Source organism: Desulfopila sp. IMCC35008 (genome assembly GCF_010646885.2).
Classification (GTDB): domain Bacteria; phylum Desulfobacterota; class Desulfobulbia; order Desulfobulbales; family Desulfocapsaceae; genus Desulfopila.
On sequence record NZ_CP050700.1, the window covers coordinates 696,344 to 716,277 of the forward strand.

At 45.7% G+C, this 19,934-nt stretch carries 25 protein-coding genes, 1 tRNA gene and 1 riboswitch; of the genes, 10 read left to right on the forward strand and 16 right to left on the reverse strand.

The features are described 5' to 3' along the window. Positions 1-72: 72 nt before the first annotated feature. The 5 genes from thiE to thiS are packed head-to-tail and all read right to left on the reverse strand — an operon-like array spanning position 73 to position 3,340. A complete protein-coding gene (gene thiE / locus GA520_RS03140) occupies positions 73-705 on the reverse strand; it encodes a thiamine phosphate synthase (protein WP_163338137.1) in 633 nt (210 codons plus the stop codon). Then, complete coding sequence (gene thiF / locus GA520_RS03145) at positions 698-1,228, reverse strand: sulfur carrier protein ThiS adenylyltransferase ThiF (protein ID WP_163338136.1); 531 nt, start codon at positions 1,226-1,228, stop codon at positions 698-700. Before thiF ends, thiE begins: the two co-directional genes overlap by 8 nt. Continuing rightward, positions 1,225-2,334 carry a 2-iminoacetate synthase ThiH gene (thiH, locus tag GA520_RS03150; RefSeq protein WP_163338135.1) on the reverse strand — a complete coding sequence of 370 codons (1,110 nt, stop codon included), beginning with the start codon at positions 2,332-2,334 and terminating at the stop codon, positions 1,225-1,227. Before thiH ends, thiF begins: the two co-directional genes overlap by 4 nt. Before the next feature lie 35 nt (positions 2,335-2,369). Further along, the gene (locus GA520_RS03155; protein ID WP_163338134.1) at positions 2,370-3,140 is read right to left on the reverse strand and encodes a thiazole synthase; all 771 of its coding nucleotides are present in this window, start codon (positions 3,138-3,140) and stop codon (positions 2,370-2,372) included. Positions 3,141-3,142: 2 nt separating this feature from the next. Next, on the reverse strand, positions 3,143-3,340 hold the full coding sequence (thiS, locus tag GA520_RS03160; protein ID WP_163338133.1) for a sulfur carrier protein ThiS: 198 nt from the start codon (positions 3,338-3,340) through the stop codon (positions 3,143-3,145). Positions 3,341-3,462: 122 nt separating this feature from the next. Continuing rightward, positions 3,463-3,561, reverse strand: a riboswitch (TPP riboswitch). A gap of 343 nt (positions 3,562-3,904) precedes the next feature. Here thiS and GA520_RS03165 point away from each other — a divergent pair. From GA520_RS03165 to GA520_RS03175, 3 genes are all read left to right on the forward strand, one after another. After that, positions 3,905-4,717, forward strand: coding sequence for a flagellin (locus tag GA520_RS03165; RefSeq protein WP_163338132.1), 813 nt, complete (start codon positions 3,905-3,907; stop codon positions 4,715-4,717). A gap of 650 nt (positions 4,718-5,367) precedes the next feature. Further along, the gene (locus tag GA520_RS03170) at positions 5,368-5,511 is read left to right on the forward strand and encodes a hypothetical protein (protein WP_163338131.1); all 144 of its coding nucleotides are present in this window, start codon (positions 5,368-5,370) and stop codon (positions 5,509-5,511) included. A 62-nt stretch (positions 5,512-5,573) separates the two neighbouring features. Beyond that, positions 5,574-5,798: a hypothetical protein gene (locus GA520_RS03175; protein ID WP_163338130.1), complete on the forward strand. Its 225-nt coding sequence runs from the start codon at positions 5,574-5,576 to the stop codon at positions 5,796-5,798. A gap of 23 nt (positions 5,799-5,821) precedes the next feature. Here the strand turns inward: GA520_RS03175 and GA520_RS03180 are convergent, their stop codons facing one another. Next, a complete protein-coding gene (locus GA520_RS03180; protein ID WP_163338129.1) occupies positions 5,822-6,013 on the reverse strand; it encodes a hypothetical protein in 192 nt (63 codons plus the stop codon). A gap of 344 nt (positions 6,014-6,357) precedes the next feature. Between GA520_RS03180 and aroQ the strand changes: the two genes are divergently transcribed. The 4 genes from aroQ to GA520_RS03200 all read left to right on the forward strand — a co-directional run bounded on the left by aroQ (position 6,358) and on the right by GA520_RS03200 (position 11,281). After that, positions 6,358-6,816, forward strand: coding sequence for a type II 3-dehydroquinate dehydratase (gene aroQ, locus GA520_RS03185; RefSeq protein ID WP_163338128.1), 459 nt, complete (start codon positions 6,358-6,360; stop codon positions 6,814-6,816). A gap of 134 nt (positions 6,817-6,950) precedes the next feature. Then, a complete protein-coding gene (locus GA520_RS03190) occupies positions 6,951-7,175 on the forward strand; it encodes a hypothetical protein (RefSeq protein ID WP_163338127.1) in 225 nt (74 codons plus the stop codon). Between the two features lie 85 nt (positions 7,176-7,260). Next, positions 7,261-8,859: a 3-dehydroquinate synthase gene (gene aroB / locus GA520_RS03195; RefSeq protein ID WP_163338126.1), complete on the forward strand. Its 1,599-nt coding sequence runs from the start codon at positions 7,261-7,263 to the stop codon at positions 8,857-8,859. A gap of 703 nt (positions 8,860-9,562) precedes the next feature. Beyond that, positions 9,563-11,281, forward strand: a complete 1,719-nt coding sequence (locus tag GA520_RS03200; protein ID WP_163338125.1) for a diguanylate cyclase — start codon at positions 9,563-9,565, stop codon at positions 11,279-11,281. Between the two features lie 456 nt (positions 11,282-11,737). Here the strand turns inward: GA520_RS03200 and GA520_RS03205 are convergent, their stop codons facing one another. Further along, the gene (locus GA520_RS03205; RefSeq protein ID WP_163338124.1) at positions 11,738-11,866 is read right to left on the reverse strand and encodes a tyrosine-type recombinase/integrase; all 129 of its coding nucleotides are present in this window, start codon (positions 11,864-11,866) and stop codon (positions 11,738-11,740) included. A 3-nt stretch (positions 11,867-11,869) separates the two neighbouring features. Between GA520_RS03205 and GA520_RS27020 the strand changes: the two genes are divergently transcribed. Next, complete coding sequence (locus GA520_RS27020) at positions 11,870-11,965, forward strand: tyrosine-type recombinase/integrase (RefSeq protein ID WP_163338123.1); 96 nt, start codon at positions 11,870-11,872, stop codon at positions 11,963-11,965. 36 nt (positions 11,966-12,001) lie between these two features. Here the strand turns inward: GA520_RS27020 and GA520_RS27025 are convergent, their stop codons facing one another. The 3 genes from GA520_RS27025 to GA520_RS03215 form a co-directional block, all read right to left on the reverse strand. Then, positions 12,002-12,298 (reverse strand): WGR domain-containing protein, encoded by a 297-nt coding sequence (locus tag GA520_RS27025; RefSeq protein WP_163338122.1) that lies wholly within the window; start codon positions 12,296-12,298, stop codon positions 12,002-12,004. A 154-nt stretch (positions 12,299-12,452) separates the two neighbouring features. After that, positions 12,453-12,722, reverse strand: a complete 270-nt coding sequence (locus tag GA520_RS03210; RefSeq protein WP_163338121.1) for a hypothetical protein — start codon at positions 12,720-12,722, stop codon at positions 12,453-12,455. A gap of 4 nt (positions 12,723-12,726) precedes the next feature. Further along, positions 12,727-13,362: a ParA family protein gene (locus GA520_RS03215; RefSeq protein ID WP_163338120.1), complete on the reverse strand. Its 636-nt coding sequence runs from the start codon at positions 13,360-13,362 to the stop codon at positions 12,727-12,729. A 222-nt stretch (positions 13,363-13,584) separates the two neighbouring features. Here GA520_RS03215 and GA520_RS03220 point away from each other — a divergent pair, with 222 nt between their 5' ends. Next, complete coding sequence (locus GA520_RS03220; RefSeq protein ID WP_163338119.1) at positions 13,585-13,896, forward strand: transposase; 312 nt, start codon at positions 13,585-13,587, stop codon at positions 13,894-13,896. A 615-nt stretch (positions 13,897-14,511) separates the two neighbouring features. Here GA520_RS03220 and GA520_RS27030 read toward each other — a convergent pair. The 6 genes from GA520_RS27030 to GA520_RS03245 all read right to left on the reverse strand — a co-directional run bounded on the left by GA520_RS27030 (position 14,512) and on the right by GA520_RS03245 (position 18,777). Beyond that, complete coding sequence (locus tag GA520_RS27030) at positions 14,512-14,730, reverse strand: RES family NAD+ phosphorylase (protein WP_163338212.1); 219 nt, start codon at positions 14,728-14,730, stop codon at positions 14,512-14,514. Then, positions 14,724-15,572: an NAD(P)H-binding protein gene (locus tag GA520_RS03225; RefSeq protein WP_163338118.1), complete on the reverse strand. Its 849-nt coding sequence runs from the start codon at positions 15,570-15,572 to the stop codon at positions 14,724-14,726. Before GA520_RS03225 ends, GA520_RS27030 begins: the two co-directional genes overlap by 7 nt. A gap of 70 nt (positions 15,573-15,642) precedes the next feature. Continuing rightward, positions 15,643-15,719: transfer RNA gene (locus tag GA520_RS03230), tRNA-Met, on the reverse strand. A gap of 82 nt (positions 15,720-15,801) precedes the next feature. Next, a complete protein-coding gene (locus GA520_RS03235; RefSeq protein ID WP_163338117.1) occupies positions 15,802-16,236 on the reverse strand; it encodes a thioesterase family protein in 435 nt (144 codons plus the stop codon). Positions 16,237-16,241: 5 nt separating this feature from the next. Further along, positions 16,242-17,465: a cofactor-independent phosphoglycerate mutase gene (locus GA520_RS03240; protein ID WP_163338116.1), complete on the reverse strand. Its 1,224-nt coding sequence runs from the start codon at positions 17,463-17,465 to the stop codon at positions 16,242-16,244. 7 nt (positions 17,466-17,472) lie between these two features. Continuing rightward, positions 17,473-18,777 (reverse strand): homoserine dehydrogenase, encoded by a 1,305-nt coding sequence (locus GA520_RS03245; RefSeq protein WP_163338115.1) that lies wholly within the window; start codon positions 18,775-18,777, stop codon positions 17,473-17,475. Between the two features lie 339 nt (positions 18,778-19,116). Here GA520_RS03245 and GA520_RS03250 point away from each other — a divergent pair, with 339 nt between their 5' ends. Further along, the gene (locus GA520_RS03250; protein ID WP_163338114.1) at positions 19,117-19,797 is read left to right on the forward strand and encodes an adenylate kinase; all 681 of its coding nucleotides are present in this window, start codon (positions 19,117-19,119) and stop codon (positions 19,795-19,797) included. Positions 19,798-19,934: the final 137 nt, after the last annotated feature.

Below are 19,934 nucleotides of genomic sequence, written 5' to 3' on the forward strand. Positions count from 1 at the left end.
TACGATTTCTCTGGTTATTCAAGGAGCCTTTTAGTTTTATAAGAGAAATCTACTGAAATTCTTTTCCGCCATTTATGAAAAAAAGGTGTGCAGCCTTTTTACGGTCTGAACGATATCATCACTTCCCACAATCTCGGTGACCAGGCAGACGGTGCGGGCGCCGCGACCGATAACATCCTTGATGTTGTGTTCCTTGATTCCGCCGATGGCCACAAAGGGCAGAGTGCTATGGCTCGCAACATGTTCAAGGTATTTCAGGCCGACGGCATCGCACACATCCTCCTTGGTCTGGGTGGTGAAGAGGGGGCCGACCCCGATGTAATCAGCACCGTCAAGCTCAGCCTGTGTTGCCTGTTCCGGTGAATGGGTGGAGAGACCTATGATTTTATCAGAGCCCAGCAGGCTGCGGACAGCAGCGACTGGCAGATCCTCCTGCCCGACATGGACACCGTCAGCGTCGACCAGTATGGCTATATCGACAAAATCATTTACGATAAAAATCACTCCATGTTCCCGGGTGAGTTTTCTCATCTGTCGACATTCTTCCAGGATGTCCCGATAGTCTTTCAGGTGCCGTTTCTCGCGGTACTGGATTACTTTGATACCACCCTTGATCATTGCTTTGGCGACCTCGATATTTGATCTGCCGCATGAGAATTTCTCTGCTGTAATTCCGTAAATTCCTGTTGGAAGTGTATTATTCATGGCTGTGATGAGTAAGTAATAGTTCGGTCATGCGGGCTGCGACCGCAATAACCTTGTGAGCATACAGTTGGTGTTGACTGCAGTCGGTGACGAAATCACCGACAATGTGGGATGTACCAAGGTGTCGCGTCGCAATTGGGACTATTTCACTGCCACCAATACCGCAGGCTGAGACAATAAACTTGCTGGTACCGAACTGTTCGAGCACCATTTTCTTATCTTCGCTTTTATCCAGTCCTTCAACAATTGTGTCGCAGTTGTGAAAAAGCTGTTCACAGTTGTCTATTGTGAGACGGAGATCATGACTTTGAATCTGAAGGTCAGGGACTATTCTTTGCAGGTTAACGGTCAGCATGTCGACTTTTTTTAGTCCGATCTGGTCGGCAAAATAGAACTGACGATTGAGATTGGATAATTCAACCCTGTCATAGTCTACAATAGTCAACTCCCTGATACCGCTCCGGACGAGGTTAACAGCAACATTGGAGCCTATCCCTCCCACCCCCGCTATGCCGATTTTCATATAGATCTGTCCCAGTCTTTGTACACCGGCTGATATCCTCCGGCAGTTATGGCTTGCGCCATTTCAGCTACATCCCGCTCATCGGTAATTTCGAATTGAGGGGTATCGTCCCTGCCGGCAAGCGAATATCCACCTACACTGGTGGAAACTCCTGCCGAAAAACGGGTTGCCCCGATCTGCATCAGATTGTCACGCATGTAAGCGTTTTCGCGTGTGGATATGGTGATTCCTGCACGTGGCTGAAAAAGGCGCAGGGCAAGAAGGAACTGGACAAACGTTTTATCATCGACCGGGTAATCAGGCCGGTAATCACACTCCGCCTCATTGAAGCGTGGCAGTGACACGGATATCTCGGTATCAAGGAAGGTGTCGTCCAGGTAGGCTGCATGCAGTCCGGTTAGGAAAAATTCGCTGCGAGGCTCTCCCAGGCCGAGAAGGGTGCCAATGTTAACCATACGAAACCCGGCCCGGGCACCGCGTTCGGGACCATCGAGACGGAAGCGGTAGTCCCGTTTTCGTCCTGCTAGATGCACTTTTTTGTAGACTACAGGATCATACACTTCCTGAAAAAGAGTCAATCCATCAACCCCTGCCTGTTCCAGTTGTTGGTATTCCTCCTCTTCCATGGGGAATATTTCTATAGAGACAGAGGCAAAGTATTTTTTGAGGCAGGTTACGGCTTCAACCAGGTAGGAGACCGGGGTGACCTGCGGAGCCTCCCCGGTCAGCAATAGTACGTGTTGTATGCCGGAGGCGGCGATTGTTTCTGCCTCTCGTGCAATTTCATCTACAGCGAGTTTTCGGCGATTGATACCGTTCTGGCAGTTGAAACCACAGTAAACACAATGGTTGGAACAGTGGTTGGAGATATAGAGCGGGGAGAAAAGCTGAATCGTCCTGCCAAAATATTGTATCGTCAGTTGCCTGGCTTTTTCGGCCATCGGTTCGAGATGGTTTGATGCTCGGGGACTTAAAAGCGCCAGAAAATCCAGCGGAGTGAGCGCGGATTTGTTGATAATACTTTGTATATCCGCATTACTGACACCGTCGAAAAAGCGCCGGTAGGAAAAGTCCCGGTACTGTTCCAGTACCTTGCTAAATGACATGTAGTTCTCCTTGTCGGTCGATTAATGAGGAGTGCTTAATTAAGAAATCCGGTAAGAGGTGATGAGGCCCTGGCATGTTTGCTGCGGATATCTGCCTCTGCAAGAAATGCTGCTCTGCCCGCCCGGACAGCGAGATCAAAGGCCTGACCCATAGCTACCGGATCACCGGCGGTGGCGATGGCCGTGTTCACCAGAACGGCGTCGGCACCCATCTCCATGGCGGCCGCTGCATGTGACGGCAGGCCAATACCCGCGTCAACAATCACCGGTACCGTGCAGTTTTCAATGAGCATGGCGATAAGCGGTTTTGTTTCCAGGCCACGGTTGGTGCCGATGGGCGCCCCTAAAGGCATGACGGCTGCAGCACCGGCGGATTCCAGCCGTTTGGCAAGGGGGAGATCCGGTAATACATAGGGCAGAACAGTAAACCCTTCTGCCGCAAGCGTCTCGGTAGCGGCAAGTGTCTCGTAATTGTCGGGCATCAGGTACTTGGCATCGGTAATGACCTCGATCTTGATAAAATCGCCGCATCCTGCTTCCCGGGCAATCCGGGCGATGCGGATAGCCTGCTCAGCAGTCCTGGCCCCGGAAGTGTTGGGTAAGAGGGTTACCTCTTCCGGGATATAATCAAGAATGTTCTCTGTTTTTGATTGTATATCGATCCGGCGAAGAGCCACAGTAATCATCTGGGACCCACTGGCTTGGAGCATTTCCGGGATCTGGCTGTTGGCCGAAAATTTACCGGTTCCGGTCAATAGCCGATTAGAGAAGGTCTTGTTGCCAAGTTGTAATCCGTTGTCTTTCATTTTCAGCCTCCGCCGACAAAATTAAGCAGTTCCAGCCGGTCGTCTTCTGCCAGCGTGGTGGCTGCCCATTGATCCTGTCGGATAATTTTCTTGTTGCATTCAATCACCAGTGATTGAGGAGATACGCCAAGCTCAATGATAAGCTCGGCAAGGTTGTGTGCATCTACATTTTCTGCCTTGCCGTTGATCTGTATCTGCATGGTATTATGGCCCCTTTTGTGAATGATCTGCCTGGTGGCAACAGTAGCGTGATGGCATAAAAAAAGCCGCTTTCCCTGATCAGGAAAGCGGCTGGATGAGTAAAGTCCGACTGAGTCGCGCTTTAAGGAAAATCCCGCTTCCCTTCGCCGGAATTATCCGGATCAGGTTCTAAGGGTTGGAAATTCTTCCTCTCAGCAGAGATGCACCCCTAGCGTTGCCCTATCAATAAAAGGGCAGGCGTGCTTTGTCAATGGTGAAATTGTGGTTGTCTGTTGCAGGATGGTAGTCCGGTCCGAGCTTTGGCAGGCTCATTCCTATTCATTTTCTACAAAATGAATAAAAAAAATAGAGTCCTGAAATCCGGGGAATATCGGTTTGGTGGAGTGCTCCTTAAACATAACTCTATAACTCGTTGTTGTTTTCTGTTTGTCTTACCTGTTAAAGTGGATAAAATTAAGAGAGCGTGTAGAAACAATGAGTTGTTTGGTTTTAAGTCGGAAATGTATGTATCCTGATCTGTATTTCGATTGGATGCCAAGCACATTAAGGGTGGAGGAAAGAATATGGTGGACACAGTAAATAGTGGCGGAGCTAGTTCAACGTACCTGAATCGTGCCCAAAGCGGTGTCAAAAAGGCTATGAACAGGCTAAGCACAGGTCTGAAAATCAACAGTGCCAAAGACGATGCCGCAGGACTCGCCATATCCGACAGGATGAATGTGCAGATCAGGGGCTTGAACCAGGCCATACGAAACGCCAATGACGGGATTTCTTTGACCCAGGTGGCTGATGGGGCCTTATCAGAATCGTCAGACATCCTGCAGCGGATGCGGGAATTGTCACTTCAGGCCAGCAATGGTATTTACAATTCGAGTGATCGTGCCTCAATGAATAAGGAGTTTAGTCAGCTTCAAACTGAGCTTGGCCGGATTTCTGAGAATACAACCTTTAATGGCAAACAGGTCCTGAATGGAGATTTAAGTGGCGGCGCCTCTTTCCAGGTCGGGGCCAATGAGGGAGAAACAATCGAGGTCGCACTGGAAGGATCTTCACCACAGGATCTCGGCGTGGAAGAGTTGAACATAAGGTCTGTAGATGGAGCCCAGAATGCCCTGGCTGCAATAGATGACGCTCTTGCTACTATCTCAGCCAGAAGGGGCGAACTGGGAGCAACCCAGAATCGTTTTGAATCGACTATAGCCAACCTTTCCAACATCTCGGAAAACGTCTCAGCTTCACGTTCAAGAGTGGCCGATGCAGACTATGCTGCAGAGGTTTCAAATCTCTTGCGCAGCAGAATTCTGGAACAGGCCGGCATTGCTATGCAGTCTCATGCGAAACAATCTGCTGAAACGGTTCTTGGTCTCCTAAAGTAGCTGTTTTTCGGAAAAAAGGCTATGACTATAGAGCGGTTATGTCATTCGGCATAACCGCTCTTTTGTATGTGTCACGATGGTAAAGGGGATAGGTCCTGGCAACTCCATAACGCTTTACCCTGAATTTCTCGTGAACATTGTGTCGATTGGGCTTTACTTCGTATACTACATTGCATTGAGCATATTTGTGTTTCATCGAATCATACGCAATGTTCACCACAGGTGCCCTGGTCCAATGAGAAATCCAGGTTAAACACCTGAATAGTAGATCATGATAGCAACACAAATAGCAGTAAAGGACGTGAGTCCTAATATGCTGAGGTTCAATATTACAAGGTTTTTTACATATACTTCGTGGTCTTTCGGTGTCATTTTTACTCCTTATGGTACGTAGTAGTTATCAAGACTGTTGCTTGTTTATGGATTTAAGAATTTTCCAGTTCAGCGTTCATATGAAAAGAGTGAAAAATTTTCTCACCGGGCCATTTGATTACCAAAATTTCCCACTTACTTTTTTCCTGGGAAGATCGTCATCACTAATGAATTTGATCTCAATCAGTAGGCGGCATATTCCCTTTGTCACCAGTATCCCTGAAAAAAATGTTGTGTCCTTAAAAGGGGAGTGCCGATCTGTTGGAAGGATCAAAATTATGTATGAGCTGTATTCCCGTCTGGTGAACGTCATTACTGGTAAACATAGCAATAATCTTGCCAGGTTGAGGGGGGAGCACGCCAGGGGATACTATTTTGAGTGTGGGGCGTTATACAAAGCTACCGGTTTGACACTGGTTTGACAGGGTTGTTTCTGGTACCTTGTTTCTGTGGCTGAGTTTCACATTTTACAGGAGAGATGAAGATGGCTATGAAAAATATTGATGCTGGCGTAATTAAGGAACTTGTCTATGGAGGCCTTGTTGCTGCGGTATGTTTTGGTGCTCCCGTACTCATGGAATATTTGTTTCCTGAACCTACCGTACTACACGATTTTGTTGACCATACGCCGTATCTCGGATGTTTGATTATCGGGCTGACAATCGTCAGGTTGGTGCAGCGCAAAAAACATCTTGAAGAAGATGTGTAAGATGAAGATTATTTCTCTGGCAGTTAACCTGTTACAATCATTCCCGTTTCACCTTTACTGAAACAACCAAGTATCCCGGGTGCCCTTACTACTGCATCAACCAATTGCACTGCGGATCGCTTAATTTTGGTTTGGTTCACAATTGTTTGCTCTATCTGAAGACCGTCACATAATGTTTCGTCTTCCAGCAATGCATCGTCTGATCCATTAACCATGAAAACTGCTTGCAGCCTATTTGCTCATGCAGGTTAGCTTGACTGCTATAGTTGTTTGATATTTTGAACTTTAATGTGATATGTTTCGATAGTTTTCTCGTGAGAACTTTCGGCTTGGGGGTATTTAAAAATCCAGAAATTTTCGCCAGGCTGGGCGCGGTATCTGCGGGAGTAAGATGCTTGATGAGGCATTTTCAATACCTTTTTAAGGTGTTGGTAATGAAGACTGTGTTGATGCCAGGGGGCTCATAATGGTATTTCTTACAAGAAGGTAGAGGTTATTTGTACCAGTGTCGTTTTTCAAAGTCACATATCTTTTCTAATTACGGAAGATGGGTAAATATATGAAAAAAATCATGGTATTACATGGTATAAATCTCAATATGTTTGGGAGAAGAGACCCCGCTCAATATGGGAGTACCACACTAAAAGAAATCGATGAAGAACTTGAAAAGCTTGCGGCAGAGCTTGGTGTATCCATAGAATGCTATCAGACCAACCATGAGGGTGAAATGGTTGAAAAAGTCCACCAGATCCATGAGGAAGAGGTTGACGCTGTTGTTATCAACGCGGGGGCATGGACCCATTACAGTTATGGGCTTATGGATGCAATGGCTATTCTTAAGGTTCCGGTAATTGAGGTACACATGTCACAAGTACATTCACGTGAAGAATTTCGCCATTTTTCAATTTTTTCCAATATTGCAAAAGGCCAGATATCTGGTTTTGGTGTAAGGAGTTATCTACTGGGGCTCAGGGTTGCAGTGGATATCATCATGGAAAACGGAAAGGAGCACTCCTGATCAAGATCCATCACAAATTGAAGGGTCTGCGGGCGGGAATAAGAGGATATTGCCGGAACGCTAATCCGACATTCTCTCTTTGGATGTATGGTTACTGATACCTATATATATCAGACAAACCTGCGTTTGAGTGGATGTGCAAGAAAGATCAAAAGCCTGAATGGGACAAAAACACCGAGATTTTACTGCGCATGTCAGTGTGGAGTGCCTGGGGGCGATTGAGGTTATTTACTAATAATGAGTTGCTGCCACAGGTGAAAGCAGCTGTAAAGAATCTTTCATATCAAAAAGAAAAACAACTCTCTGTAGATCTTACAGGTCAAGTAGGGCAGAAAATAGATATGTACCAAGAAGTGTAAAAGATATTTCTGCGCCTTATTGCCATATACAGTATAATCATCACCTCAACCATTCAAAATATAAGCAATAATTATAGATGAGAACATGATGCAGGATAAGGATAATAGAAACATTGTTCTGACCGGTTTTATGGGTACTGGCAAGACAACGGTCGGAAAACTGCTGGCGGCTCAGCTGAATCGCGAATTCGTCGATACGGATGATCTGATTCAGGTACGGGAAGGAATGGCTATTCCCGATATTTTTTTGAAATACGGAGAAACCGTTTTCAGGAAAATGGAGTCTGAAGTTGCCAAGGAGTTGGGCAAAAGAGAAAGACTGGTGATTTCGACAGGTGGTCGTCTCATGTTAGACCCGGCAAATGTTGAGGCACTGAGCAGGGAAGGGAGAGTTTTTTGCTTGATCGCCACTCCTCAGGAAATTCTTTCCCGGATCGAAAATGACGATGAGCACATACGCCCTTTGCTGGAAGGTCCCAATCCGGACGAACGGATTGTAGAACTCCTGAAAGAGCGGCAAAAAGGGTATCATCGTTTCCAGAAAATTATTACAAATGACAAAACACCTGAAGAGGTCACTGCTGACCTGCTTGACATTTTCCATGATGATCCCAAGCGATTCTCAATTGATCATCCTGCCGCACCATATGAATATGTTGTAGGTAGTGGCATCTTACCCTTTATCCGTCAGCTTACAGGCGTAACGGGTCAGATCGTGGTTATCACAGATACAGCAGTGAAAGAGTTGTATGGGCCGAGCTGTATTGATATTGATCATATAATCTCCTTCCCAGTTGGAAACCACCACAAAAATCTTGCCACTGTACAATCGATATATGACAAGCTCATTGATATCGGCTTTGATCGTTCCGGCACAATTGTGGCGCTTGGGGGGAGTATTGTCGGCGATGTAGCTGGCTATGTGGCGGCAACATATATGAGAGGGGTTAATTTTATTCAATGCCCGACTAGCTTGCTGGCAATGGCTGATACCAGTATAGGCGGAAAAGCAAGCATTGATCTGCCTCAAGGGAAGAACCTGATAGGGGTGTACAAACAACCCTCAATGGTAATTGCCGATGTAGCAACACTTCAGACTTTACCTCCTGAAGCGTTTACAGCCGGAATGGCAGAAATCGTAAAGCACGGACTTATTGCAGATTCCGGCCTTCTTGCCAAAGTAGAGCATGGCAACTGGCATCATGAATCGGGAACCCTCTTTACCTCTCTTTTTGAGGTACAGGCATTGGTCGCTCAAGCCATTCAGGTGAAAATTGAGATAGTCCAGGAAGACCCTTTCGAGAGTGGACGCAGATTCTCACTGAACCTGGGGCACACTTTTGCACACGCAATTGAACAGGTAAGCGGGTACAGTATAAATCACGGTGAGGCTGTATCGATGGGGATGGTTGCAGCAGCCAATCTCTCATACCGTCTTGGTCATTGTCAGCCCGACGTGCAGACTCGAATTGAGGCTATACTTGCAACAATAGGTTTGCCCATACGTATCCCTGGGCTTGACCCGATTCTGCTGGTTAAAGCAATGGAGAGTGATAAAAAACGGCTGGGTACCAATATCCGTTTTGTTCTTCCAGGACGATCCGGAAATGCTCTTGTTGTTGATAATGTTGACAGATCAGCTGTGATGGCAACCCTTCACGAGATGAAACGATCAGTTGCTTAGAAGCAGAAGCATTATATGGACAGGCGCACTTTGATAGGCGAGGTTACTCCTCGCCTGGTAACGGCAACATCAATCGAAAACCAATAAAAGACGTATTTCTAGTTGGCTCGGATGGAATTCTCTTGGCAGGCCTGCAGCTCCAAACAGCCCCGGAATAGCTCCCCCCCTTGATATGTTTTGGTAGCGGGGGAGGGATTTGAACCCCCGACCTTCGGGTTATGAGAACGATCACCTGAAATGTCCCTAATTACCCTGTGTAACCTAAGTGCATTGTAATTGCTTAATTATTACTATATTTGTCAGTTCTGAACATCCCTGAAATATCCTCAGAAAACCTTATAGATCTGGATTTATTTGGTTCATCCGATGCTATTCGGCGTACGGCGTACATCAAGTTGGGTTTTATCTGTTCAATATTGCGTGCTGGTAATCGTGAAACGTGTACGCTGATCAACGATCGTCTTAGTAATCATTCAGATCCGATTATGTCTGAGCATGTCATTCGAATCAATTTTTGAGGCATGAAATAAATTTGGATTGTCCTTGAGTGAGAAAAGGGTGGCCGCCAAATCAGTTTACAAATATATCAAACAAGCGATTCAGCTTCGTCAAACACCTTGCCAGCCGGGTACTATTACGATAGTCTCATGATAATAATGGATTGCCAAATCAATAGCACATTTTGCGGTGAACCCGTGGAGTTATGAAACGACGCATCGGTTTTTCCACACAGATTCTTCTCCTACTCATCTCCTTATGCGTGCTCTGCATAGGTCTTGTCGGTGTTATCAGCTACAGAATCACTAAAAAACTGAACACCGACTTGGTAATGACCAACATCCAGACCTTGACCGATGCAACGTACAACTTAATCGACTCTGCGGTCAACGCATCAATCAGAAATCACCTGCGGGCGATTGCCGAACAGAACCAAAAAGTGATGGAGATGTTCTACTCCCATGTAAAATCGGGAGATCTGACTGCAGATGCGGCTAGAGCAGAAATTGAAAAACTCTTCTTAAATCAGACCATCGGGGAAACCGGATACACTTATGTCATCGATTCAAATGGAATTCTCAAGGTTCATCCGCTTCTGAAAGGCTCGAATCTATCCAAATATGCCTTCATTAACGAACAGATATCACGAAAAAAAGGATACATGGAGTACTTGTGGAAAAACCCGACTGATATTCAACCTCGGGAGAAGGCCCTCTATATGACCTATTTTGAAAAATGGGATGCGATTATCTCCGTTTCCTCTTACAAATCGGAATTCACCTCTCTCATAAACATCAATGATTTCAAGAGTAAGATTCTGGCTATTGTCCTTGGGCAAACCGGTTATATGTACATAATGAATTCGCAAGGAAAACTCATAGTCCATCCGAAACTTGAAGGAACAAGCATTTTCGAATCAATCGACTCGCAAGGGAATCATTTCATTCAAAATATAATAAAAACGAAGAACGGGACCATCGTTTATCCCTGGAGGAACCCTGGAGAAGCTGTCCCGCGAGTAAAAATCGTTATCTATAGATATTTCGAACCGCTGGATTGGTACCTTTGCAGTGGCGTATACATAGACGAATTGATAGAACCTATCGAATCCATGAGAAACCGGTTAGCATTCATCGCCCTCTGCATCCTCATCTTTGCCGTTTGTATGTCCCTCTGGTACAGCAAGATTCTCCTTCAACCAATAAACGGTTTGATCCAAGCAACCAAAAATGTGATCGACGGAGATTATGATGGTGATGTCGAGCTGGACACTGAACGTGGTGATGAGATTGGCAGCCTGACTGAAATATTTTGCAAAATGCTGAAGCAAGTAAGACAATATCTCACCGAACTTGAGACTGTAAATATCAACCTAGAAAAGAAGGTTGAAGAGAGAACCCGACAGTTAGAAGCGCTTTCCAACCAGGATGGCTTGACCGGTATCGCCAACCGCCGGAAACTTGATGAATATCTCAAGCATGAATTCGAGATGGCTGCCCGCAACAAATTAACCCTCTCAATTATTATTTTGGACATTGACTACTTCAAGCGATTCAATGATACGTATGGTCATCCGATGGGTGATACATGTCTGAAAAAAGTTGCCCAGGAACTTTCTGCTACACTGCAAAGGGCAACCGACTTTGTCGCCCGTTATGGCGGTGAGGAGTTTGTGGCCGTTCTTAGCAACAGCTCGCACAAGGATACTTTAGAAATTGCTGAACGTATCCGCACCAAAATCGAGCTGCTCGCAATCCCACATGAGGCTTCGTTGGTAGCCCCCATAGTGACGATCAGCCTGGGTGTCTGTACCCTAACTGATTACCAGTCCATCTCCCTCAATGATTTTATCGCCTTGGCAGATAGAGCTCTGTATAAGGCCAAAGAGAATGGCCGAAATCGCACAGAATCGCTCCGCGCCTAAGAGGTTTTTGGGGGATAAGTACAATGCCAGTTGATGTGACCATGCAACTTCAAAGAGGTGGTCTCGGTTTTCTGGACAGAACCATGATTAAGATTGACATTGGCAGCAAAAGGCTTTCCCCAGTGCGTCCTGCTTATGATGTTCCTGTCAAGGTAGGACAAAGAAGCCCTTAAAATGATCTGAAATATAGCAACTCTCTACCCAATATGCTCAAACCTCCCTCTGCTTTCGTGTTGCTAGGTTTCGCGAAAATCGGTGTTTTTTAGATACAGGAACTGTACGTGACATGTTCTGCTTATTCTATTTATATTAGCATGTTAGGTATCGATTTTTTCGCCTTACCCTCAAGTCAAGTTTTTTCTTTGGTCAGAGGCCCATCAGCGACTAGTTCCTGATGGGCGGGATCGCTGCTGCCAGCGTATCGTCACCATCGACCTCCAGATTTTCCATCACCCGTTAATAATCATGCTGGGTTTTCAGATGAGACAACCTGCTGTACTGCATGGTCAATTCAATATCTGATTGACCAAGCAGCTCCTGAATGGCAACAATATCAACGCCGCTATTGAGTAACTGGGTTGCCATACTATGGCAACCCAGTTACTCAACGCGGGTGCTGATGTAGTTACGATCCAGCAACTATTGGGACACTCCAAAATAGAACTGACAATGTGCTACAGCTAACTCTCAATAGTATTTGGTTGAAAAGTGTAGTCTTTGCTATGTGTGAGAATTTGAGGCGTTAGCTTCTAGGTTCATGATATTGTGAAAAGTTTGGTTCACCTGTAAGTATCCACGTTTTATCCGTTCCTGCCGGAATCGCTCATACTCCTTCAGCATTCCTGACTCTTCAAGAAAACGCTGCTTTTTACCAGGTTGTCCTTTGGTGCCAATTCTTTCCCATCTCCTGATCAGTATAAATTCCAAAAGGTCCTTCCCGGCGAATAGCTCATAGAACGCTTTTCTATTTCGGTGGTGGATGATGCACACATAATATGAGTATCTGTGGCACTCCATCTTTTATCTTTTTCCCTGAATTTTACCATGGTTGATGAAGGGGAATTTGTATCTCCTCTCTCGTCTGACTTAGTATTAAAAGGTAAAAAGGTAAAAAGGTAAAAAGGATAAAAGGGTAAAAGGGTAAAAGGATAAAAAGATATAAAAATATCTATTAAGCATTGTTTTCTCTTTTGTATGCTTCTAACGCTTTTTCAAGGAGTTCGACCTTTTTCATTTTTCCAAAGAAGGCAATACGCCTGAACTCTTCATCGAATTCAGCGGTGACTTTGGTGGCAAATTGCACTGTACGACCTGTTTTGTTTCGTGGTTTACGTGCAGGTGCTGTTTCAGGCGCATCGAGGTTGTTGTCATTATCCTCAGGCGATGGAGCCTCTCCGAAGCGGCTTTTCTTGGTTTGTTTTAACTTGCTGAAATCTGCCATTGTACTACTCACTTAATAGATTTGTTAAGATGCTTTCAAGAACAACGTTTGCCTTTTCGTTGAGGCTTTTCCACTTTGTTTCTGTTAATGAATATCCATCGTTTTGGGCTTGTCTGTAACCAGGCTTTTCGTAGACACAGCCCTCAAGTACCTTAAAACCGGATTCTGTGATAAACTCCCGTGCATCGTCGATTTCAGATGCTGTATTCACCCTGGACAAAGCAAAGAAAATGTTACCGCGAGGTATCTGGTTTTTTACCAATTCATGTCCAAGCTTGATAGTAGGGACGAGATCAGCCCTGCTTGAACAGCATGGCAAGACAATGAGGTCTGAAATTTTCCCCGCAGCTAGTGTCCCTTTACTGGCCCTGGGAGTACCATCAATAATCAGAAAATCATAATTGCTGTTTGTGATGGATTTTCTGAGGTCGTAGATCGTTGCAAAGATTTCCACAGAACCAATAGAGGCAATGCCATTATTAAGACGCTGCCTATGAAGATCCGAGAGGGTACCCTGTTGAGTGTCCATGTCGGCGACCTTTACAGATAGACCACTTTGGGATGCCTCATAAGCAGTTGCGAGGGCCAGGGTGCTTTTGCCAACGCCGCCTTTTTGGGAGACGAATGAGATGGTTTTCATGGTAATTGAGAATGTATATAAAGATCAATTAGTAAAAAGGTAAAAAGATAACAATTTTCCAGTTGGTACAAATAGAATATCTCGATTTGGAAATCAAATCAAGTGAATGATCATTGTGGCTTTTTCAAGTCACATGAGTTTAATTTCAGTTCTACTTGATCCTGCTATAAAAAGGTGGACACTCTGTTAAGCCAATATTAAGAAAATTGGCAGGAGGAAACCATGAGCGTTCAACGACGAAAATACGATTCTGCTTTCAAGAGAAATGCTGTTCGCCTGACAGAAGATCCTGTCCGAACAGTCAAGGAGGTCGCAGCCAACCTCGGCATCTCTAAAGATCTTCTCTATAAATGGCGTCTTGAATTGCGCCTGAAAGATGGACTTGCTTTTCCAGGCCACGGTAAGGAAACTTTGACTGAGCAGGAAAAGAAAATTAAAGATCCCGAAAAGAAGCTCAAAGATGCTGGGATGGAACGAGATATCTTAAAAAAAGCCGTTGTAGATTCAATTGGTCGATGCAACACCCTATGTTAAATCGTAATCATAGATGGTTGCATATTAGGGCAAGAACAGGAAGGCCAGGAATGTCGATCACTTAGAAAGAAGAAGTGTGGAAACGCTTGAGAATACTGAGCAGCGACATAGCCCAGTCGATACCCACTTCAAACATACAGGAGTTGCAGGCAAAGTAATTATTAAGACAAAAGTCTGCATATGTGGAATGTCCCAGCATTGCACGAGCAGCTTTTTCGACATATGGCTTAATGTCAATATTGTTAAGCTTGTGAGCTACTCTTCCTAAACTGCAATGCTGTTCAAGACGGAGCTTCCAACGACCTGTGCTGGTAATCCGGCACCTTTCGCCACAGCAACGATGCTGAGCGGTATAACTGTAGAGGAAAACTTATCGTTGAAGGCAGAACCTGCCTTTTTAGCTAATTTTCCCTAAGCAAATGGCTTGATATTCTTCGCGGCAAACGGATTCTCAGTCATGGTCTTGTTTGCATGCTGAGCAGGTCAACGTGCGACCTGTTAGGGTAAGATGGTCATTTTTAAGCAGTATCATCGCCTCAAATACCATCTGGAATTCGTAACGAAATATCGAAGAAAAATTATCTCGATATCAGTAAGTAGTTTGTTAGTGGCAGGTTATTTGATAAGTCGTGAATCGAAATCCATGGGAATTGGGTTACCACTTTCTATTTTGCCAAAATCACCATGTGCGATGTTAAGCAGGTAATTGATACCTTCGGGTACAACAACGCTTGGTACTTTGAATACTGGAGAATTATCCTCACTTATCCATTGATCTCCAACTGATTGTGAAATTCTAGAAACCGGTTTAGCATTCCAGCCTTGAGTTATGATAAAGCATGATCCTGAATTTCATCTGACTCATAGTGATAAACGCCTGAAAGAGGCTTTTCATAAGCCATTTTCACCATAAATTGTGCTACAGATTTCGCATGAATGGGCTTATATTTTTTCAATGAGCCTTGTAAAAACGGTATTAATATAAGAGCGAGAAATTCCCCCATTTTCTCACCCAGGCGGAATTCTTCTCTGGATCCTAGGAGTAATGATGGTCGGATGATACGTAGGCAGGGATAACCCAACTGTTCTAAAGTCTGCTCCATCTCTCCTTTTATGCGATTGTAAAAGACCTTTGAGTTGGGATTGGCCCCCAGTGAAGAGATGACTATAAATTGTTCAGAGTCCTGCCGTCTCATCAATTTTGCAATTGATATTACCAGATCACAATCTACTTGTTTAAATGCTAGTTTAGAACCGGCTTTCTTTATTGTAGATCCAAGGCAGCAAAAGACATCTTCAGCCTTTATGTTAGATAGATTATGCTCTACATCCCTGAAATTTGTTATGACCGACGTAAGCTTTCGATGAGATCGAAGAAGTGGCTTTCTGGTAAGAGCTATGACTTCTGAATAGATATCTGAATCAAGAAGATTTTGGAGGCAAAAATCTCCGACAAGTCCTGTTGCTCCTACTATCAGGGCTTTTCGGTGAGATAAGGAGTTCGTATCCATACTTGAAGTGATTGTATAGCTTCTCAAAGCGTGATCTTGTTTGATCAAGTGACTTTTTACTTTGGATCTAATCCACTGTTTCGACTTTAGTGCCGCTATTGTCAATAGCTTTTGAATAGAGGGCCTTGGATTACCTGCTCTATCTGTAATGCCCCAAAATGTCATTCATTAACAATATGTTAGCAACCAACAAAAAAGGACTTAGTCAGAAACTGACTAAGTCCTTGATATGTTTTGGTAGCGGGGGAGGGATTTGAACCCCCGACCTTCGGGTTATGAGCCCGACGAGCTACCATACTGCTCCACCCCGCGTTGAGGTCGCCTAATATACTCTCTCAGAGAATAGTGTCAATAGTTATTTCTAAGATATTTTAATTTATCTATACTTGAATGGTCAACTGACCGTAACTGCAAATGTTTTGATCTTGTTCAGGATTTCATCCGGTAGCCGGGTGAGTTTACCTTCGCGAGTGACGGCTGCGTGAACTGTATACCCTTTTACGAGCAATTTCGGTTTGCTCCCGGCCCCTGATTCGCGTAAAATCCGATAGTTGAACTTACATTTGAGCCTGGAGAGTTCCGCAACTTCTGTCTCCACTGTGAGCAGGTCGTCGTAAAATGCCGGGGCTTTATAGCGTGCCCAGCATTCTGTTACCGGAAGTATAAAGCCAAGTTCCTCAATCTCACGATAGGAACAGACCCGTTCCCGCATCATCTCGGTACGACCGAACTCAAAATATCGTAGATAATTGGCATTATATACGACGCCTCCTGCATCCGTGTCGCCGTAGAGGACCCGTATCTTTGTTCTGAATGACTTTTCCGTCATGGCAATCACTCCTCTTCTTTCTCAAGGAGTTTGTTGATCAGGGTATGACCTGTATCGATACTGTTATTTGCCTCTTTGTCGTAGGATATGGCCTCTTTCTCATTGAATGCTCTGTTACTGCCGCCCTCTTTTCGTGAATCGTAGAGTAGGGTAGGGACCCAATCAATACTGTGGGTCCTGATTGAGAGAGGGGTGAAGTGATCCATGGTGACAACCATGCGGAAATCTTCTCCCCGGCTGATTAAATGTTCAAAAATGGGTTTGACGATCCGGGCATCGAAATCCTCTATTGCCTTCAACTTGTTGGGCAGGCTTCCCTGATGGCCTGATTCATCTGGTGCTTCCAGGTGAACAAAAACAAAATCCTGGGTGGCGAGACTATCCATGGCAGCCTGAGCCTTTCCTTCGTAGTTGGTATCGATAAAGCCGGTTGCTCCAGGTACATTGATAACTGAGAGCCCTCCGATAGCACCAAGGCCTTTCAGCAGGTCGACCGCACTGATCATGGAACCTGAGATGTCAAAACGTTCCTGCAGATTCGGGGCACTCGGCATTTTTCCTTCTCCCCATAACCAGACCATGGTGGCGGGGTTTTTACCTTCGGCAATACGTTTTTTATTAACCGGATGGTCACCCAGTATGCGTTCAATTTTCTCAAGTAATTCTTTCCAGTCCGGGTTTTCAAGATACCGTGCAAAGAAAGTGGTGACATCCTTTTCGATGTGATCGTGAGGGGGAACGGTCACAACACCAGGATGGTCACCTTTCAACACCATAATGTGCCGATAACTGACACCAGGGTGAAACGTGAACATTTCGTTGCCACATTCTTGTTGAATAGCTTCTATCAGCTGGTGGGATTCCTCATTACTGATATGACCCGCGCTGAAGTCGACCATGGTGATGCGTTGGTCATCATCTCGGGAAAGAGTTACCAGATTGCAGCGGAAGGCGGTTTCATCCGGGGCCAGTTCGATACCCATGGCGCCTGCTTCAAGTGGCGCCCTGCCAGTATAATAAAGCGCAGGGCTGTAACCAAGCAGGGACATGTTGGCCACATCGCTGCCCGGCGGGAAGCCTTCGGGTACCGTCCGGTTCAGGAAGAGTTCTCCTTTTCGGCATAATTCATCCATCATTGGGGTGGCAGCGGCCTCGAGAGGAGTTTTGCCTCCTAATTCGTCAATGGGGTAATCGCCCATGCCATCGCCAACAAGTATAAGATATTTCATGAGTTGTTTATTCCGGGTTAAGGAGTCGTATCTTTACGGTTGGTGCAGTGCACACATCGTGGCTGTCCAGTTCCTTGATCGCTTTTTCCACCGCACCTTCGGATGCCCTGTGGGTACGAAAGACAATATGTACCGGTTCATTGGCGTCCTGGCCGGGCTGGATCATTGAGCTAATCGATATGTCGTGCTTGCCGAAGATGCCGGTAATGGTAGAAAGTACTCCCGGCTTGTCAAAGGCTGTAACCCTGAAATAATAAGGGCAGACCAGATCGTGCATGGGGGTGATGGTTGGCTGGGTGATGTTCTCAGGCAGATAGGACAGCGCCGGTACGCGATTTACCGCGTCTGCCAGGATATTGCGCCCGATATCAACCACGTCTGCGGCTACCGCACTGCCAGTGGGCATCATGCCCGCCCCCTGGCCATACAGGAGGACGTCGTTGACAGTGTCGCCATTTATGAGGATACCGTTGAATGCTCCATTAATAGTTGCCAGCATGTGATTTTCAGGAACCATGGTCGGGTGAACGCGAGCCTCCACATGGTCCCCATGGTTTCTGCTGATTGCCAGCAACTTGATGCGATATCCGAACTTGCGGGCATATTCAATATCTATAGGCTCGATACTCGAAATTCCTTCGACGGTAATATTATCGAGTTTAACATCGAGGCCATAAGCAATGGTCATGAGGATGGCCAGCTTATGAGCGGTATCTATACCTTCCACATCATAGGTCGGATCGGCTTCTGCAAAACCAAGTTCCTGTGCCTTGGCAAGTACTTCATCAAAAGGTGTACCATGATCGGTCATCTGGCTCAGGATATAATTAGCGGTACCGTTCATGATACCTTTGATATAGTTGATCTTGTTGGCAACAAGTCCTTCCTTGAGCGACTTGATGATTGGCATGCCCCCACCGACACTTGCCTCAAACCCTACCTCGACATTATGGGTTACCGCACTGTCAAATATCTCCTTGCCGTGGATAGACAGCAAGGCCTTGTTTGCAGTGACGACATGTTTACCATTTTCAATGGCTTTCAATATGAAGGTCTTGGCTGGTTCGATTCCGCCGATCAGTTCCACTACGATATCAATTTCCGGGTCATTGAAAATGTCATCGGCGTTCTTGGTCAGGTTTACATCGCTGAACTGCTCGGGCAGGCTGTCAATGGCGATATCGGCCACGGTGGAGAGTTCGAATTCCGCACCGGTCCGCTTGAGAAGTGTTTCTTTTTGTTCATGAAGGGTCAGGGCCAGGCCGCGGCCGACAGTACCGAAACCGATGATTCCAACTTTAATCTTTTTCATATGCTGGGATACCTTGTGATAAGTTAAAAAATCCCCATGTGCGGGGAGGCGGTGATGTTTGAAATTGAGGGGCCGCTTCGGCAGCTCCCGGTGGGAAAAGTCAGTGCAGCAAAATACCCGTTTTGGGGATGAAAGTCAAAAAAGTTCGGGAGGATATTTTTCTGGCCAGCGGGCAAAAATTCGACTATATTAACGCCTTGCCGAAAATCCGACATCAAACGATGCATATTGAGCCGGACGGGAAGGCAGGATGAACCGATGTACCAAACGAAATGTTTCACCATGCGTCTTAATGGCGCCTGGTTTTTTTTATTTTACAATTCTATAAGGAGATTGGTTATGGGTAAGAATATTCTGGTTTTCGGGCCGAACGGCAGTGGTAAAGGTACTCAGGGAGCGATTGTACAGAAGAAATACGATATCCCCCATATCGAGTCCGGTGCTATTTTCCGTGAGCATATTGGTGGCGGCACCGAGCTTGGTAAGCAGGCGAAGGAATACATTGATCGTGGTGACTTGGTTCCCGATGATATCACCATTCCGATGATGATCGCCCGTCTGCAGAAAGACGACTGTAAAGAAGGCTGGATCCTCGATGGTTTCCCTCGTTCCAAGGACCAGGCTATTACCCTCGCCGAAACTCTTGAGAAGGAAGGACTGGCTCTGGATTATGTTATCGAGATCGTTCTCGATCGTGGGATCGCTAAAGAGCGTATCATGGGACGTCGCCTCTGCGTAAACGACAATAACCATCCGAACCATATCGCCTTTGATGCAATCAAGCCGGTCGAAAAAGACGGAAAATTGGTCTGTCGCGTTTGTGGCGGTGACCTGAACACCCGTGCAGACGATCAGGATGAGGATGCAATCGATAAGCGTCACGGCATTTATTATGATGAGACCACCGGGACCATGGCAGCTGTGAATTACTTTAAAGGCGCCGCTGGACCGAAGGTTGTTTCTGTTGATGGATCCCTGTCAATCGGCGAAGTAACCGACTCAATCATGAAAGAGCTGTAAAAATAAGTACTGAAATCTCGTGTAAATCAGATTTCATGTTTATTATGTAAAGCAAAAGGGCAACCCGGAATTCAGGGAGGCCCTTTTTTTTGCCGTCATAGTGACGGTTTAAAAGTGCCCTGCAAGAGGGTAGACAG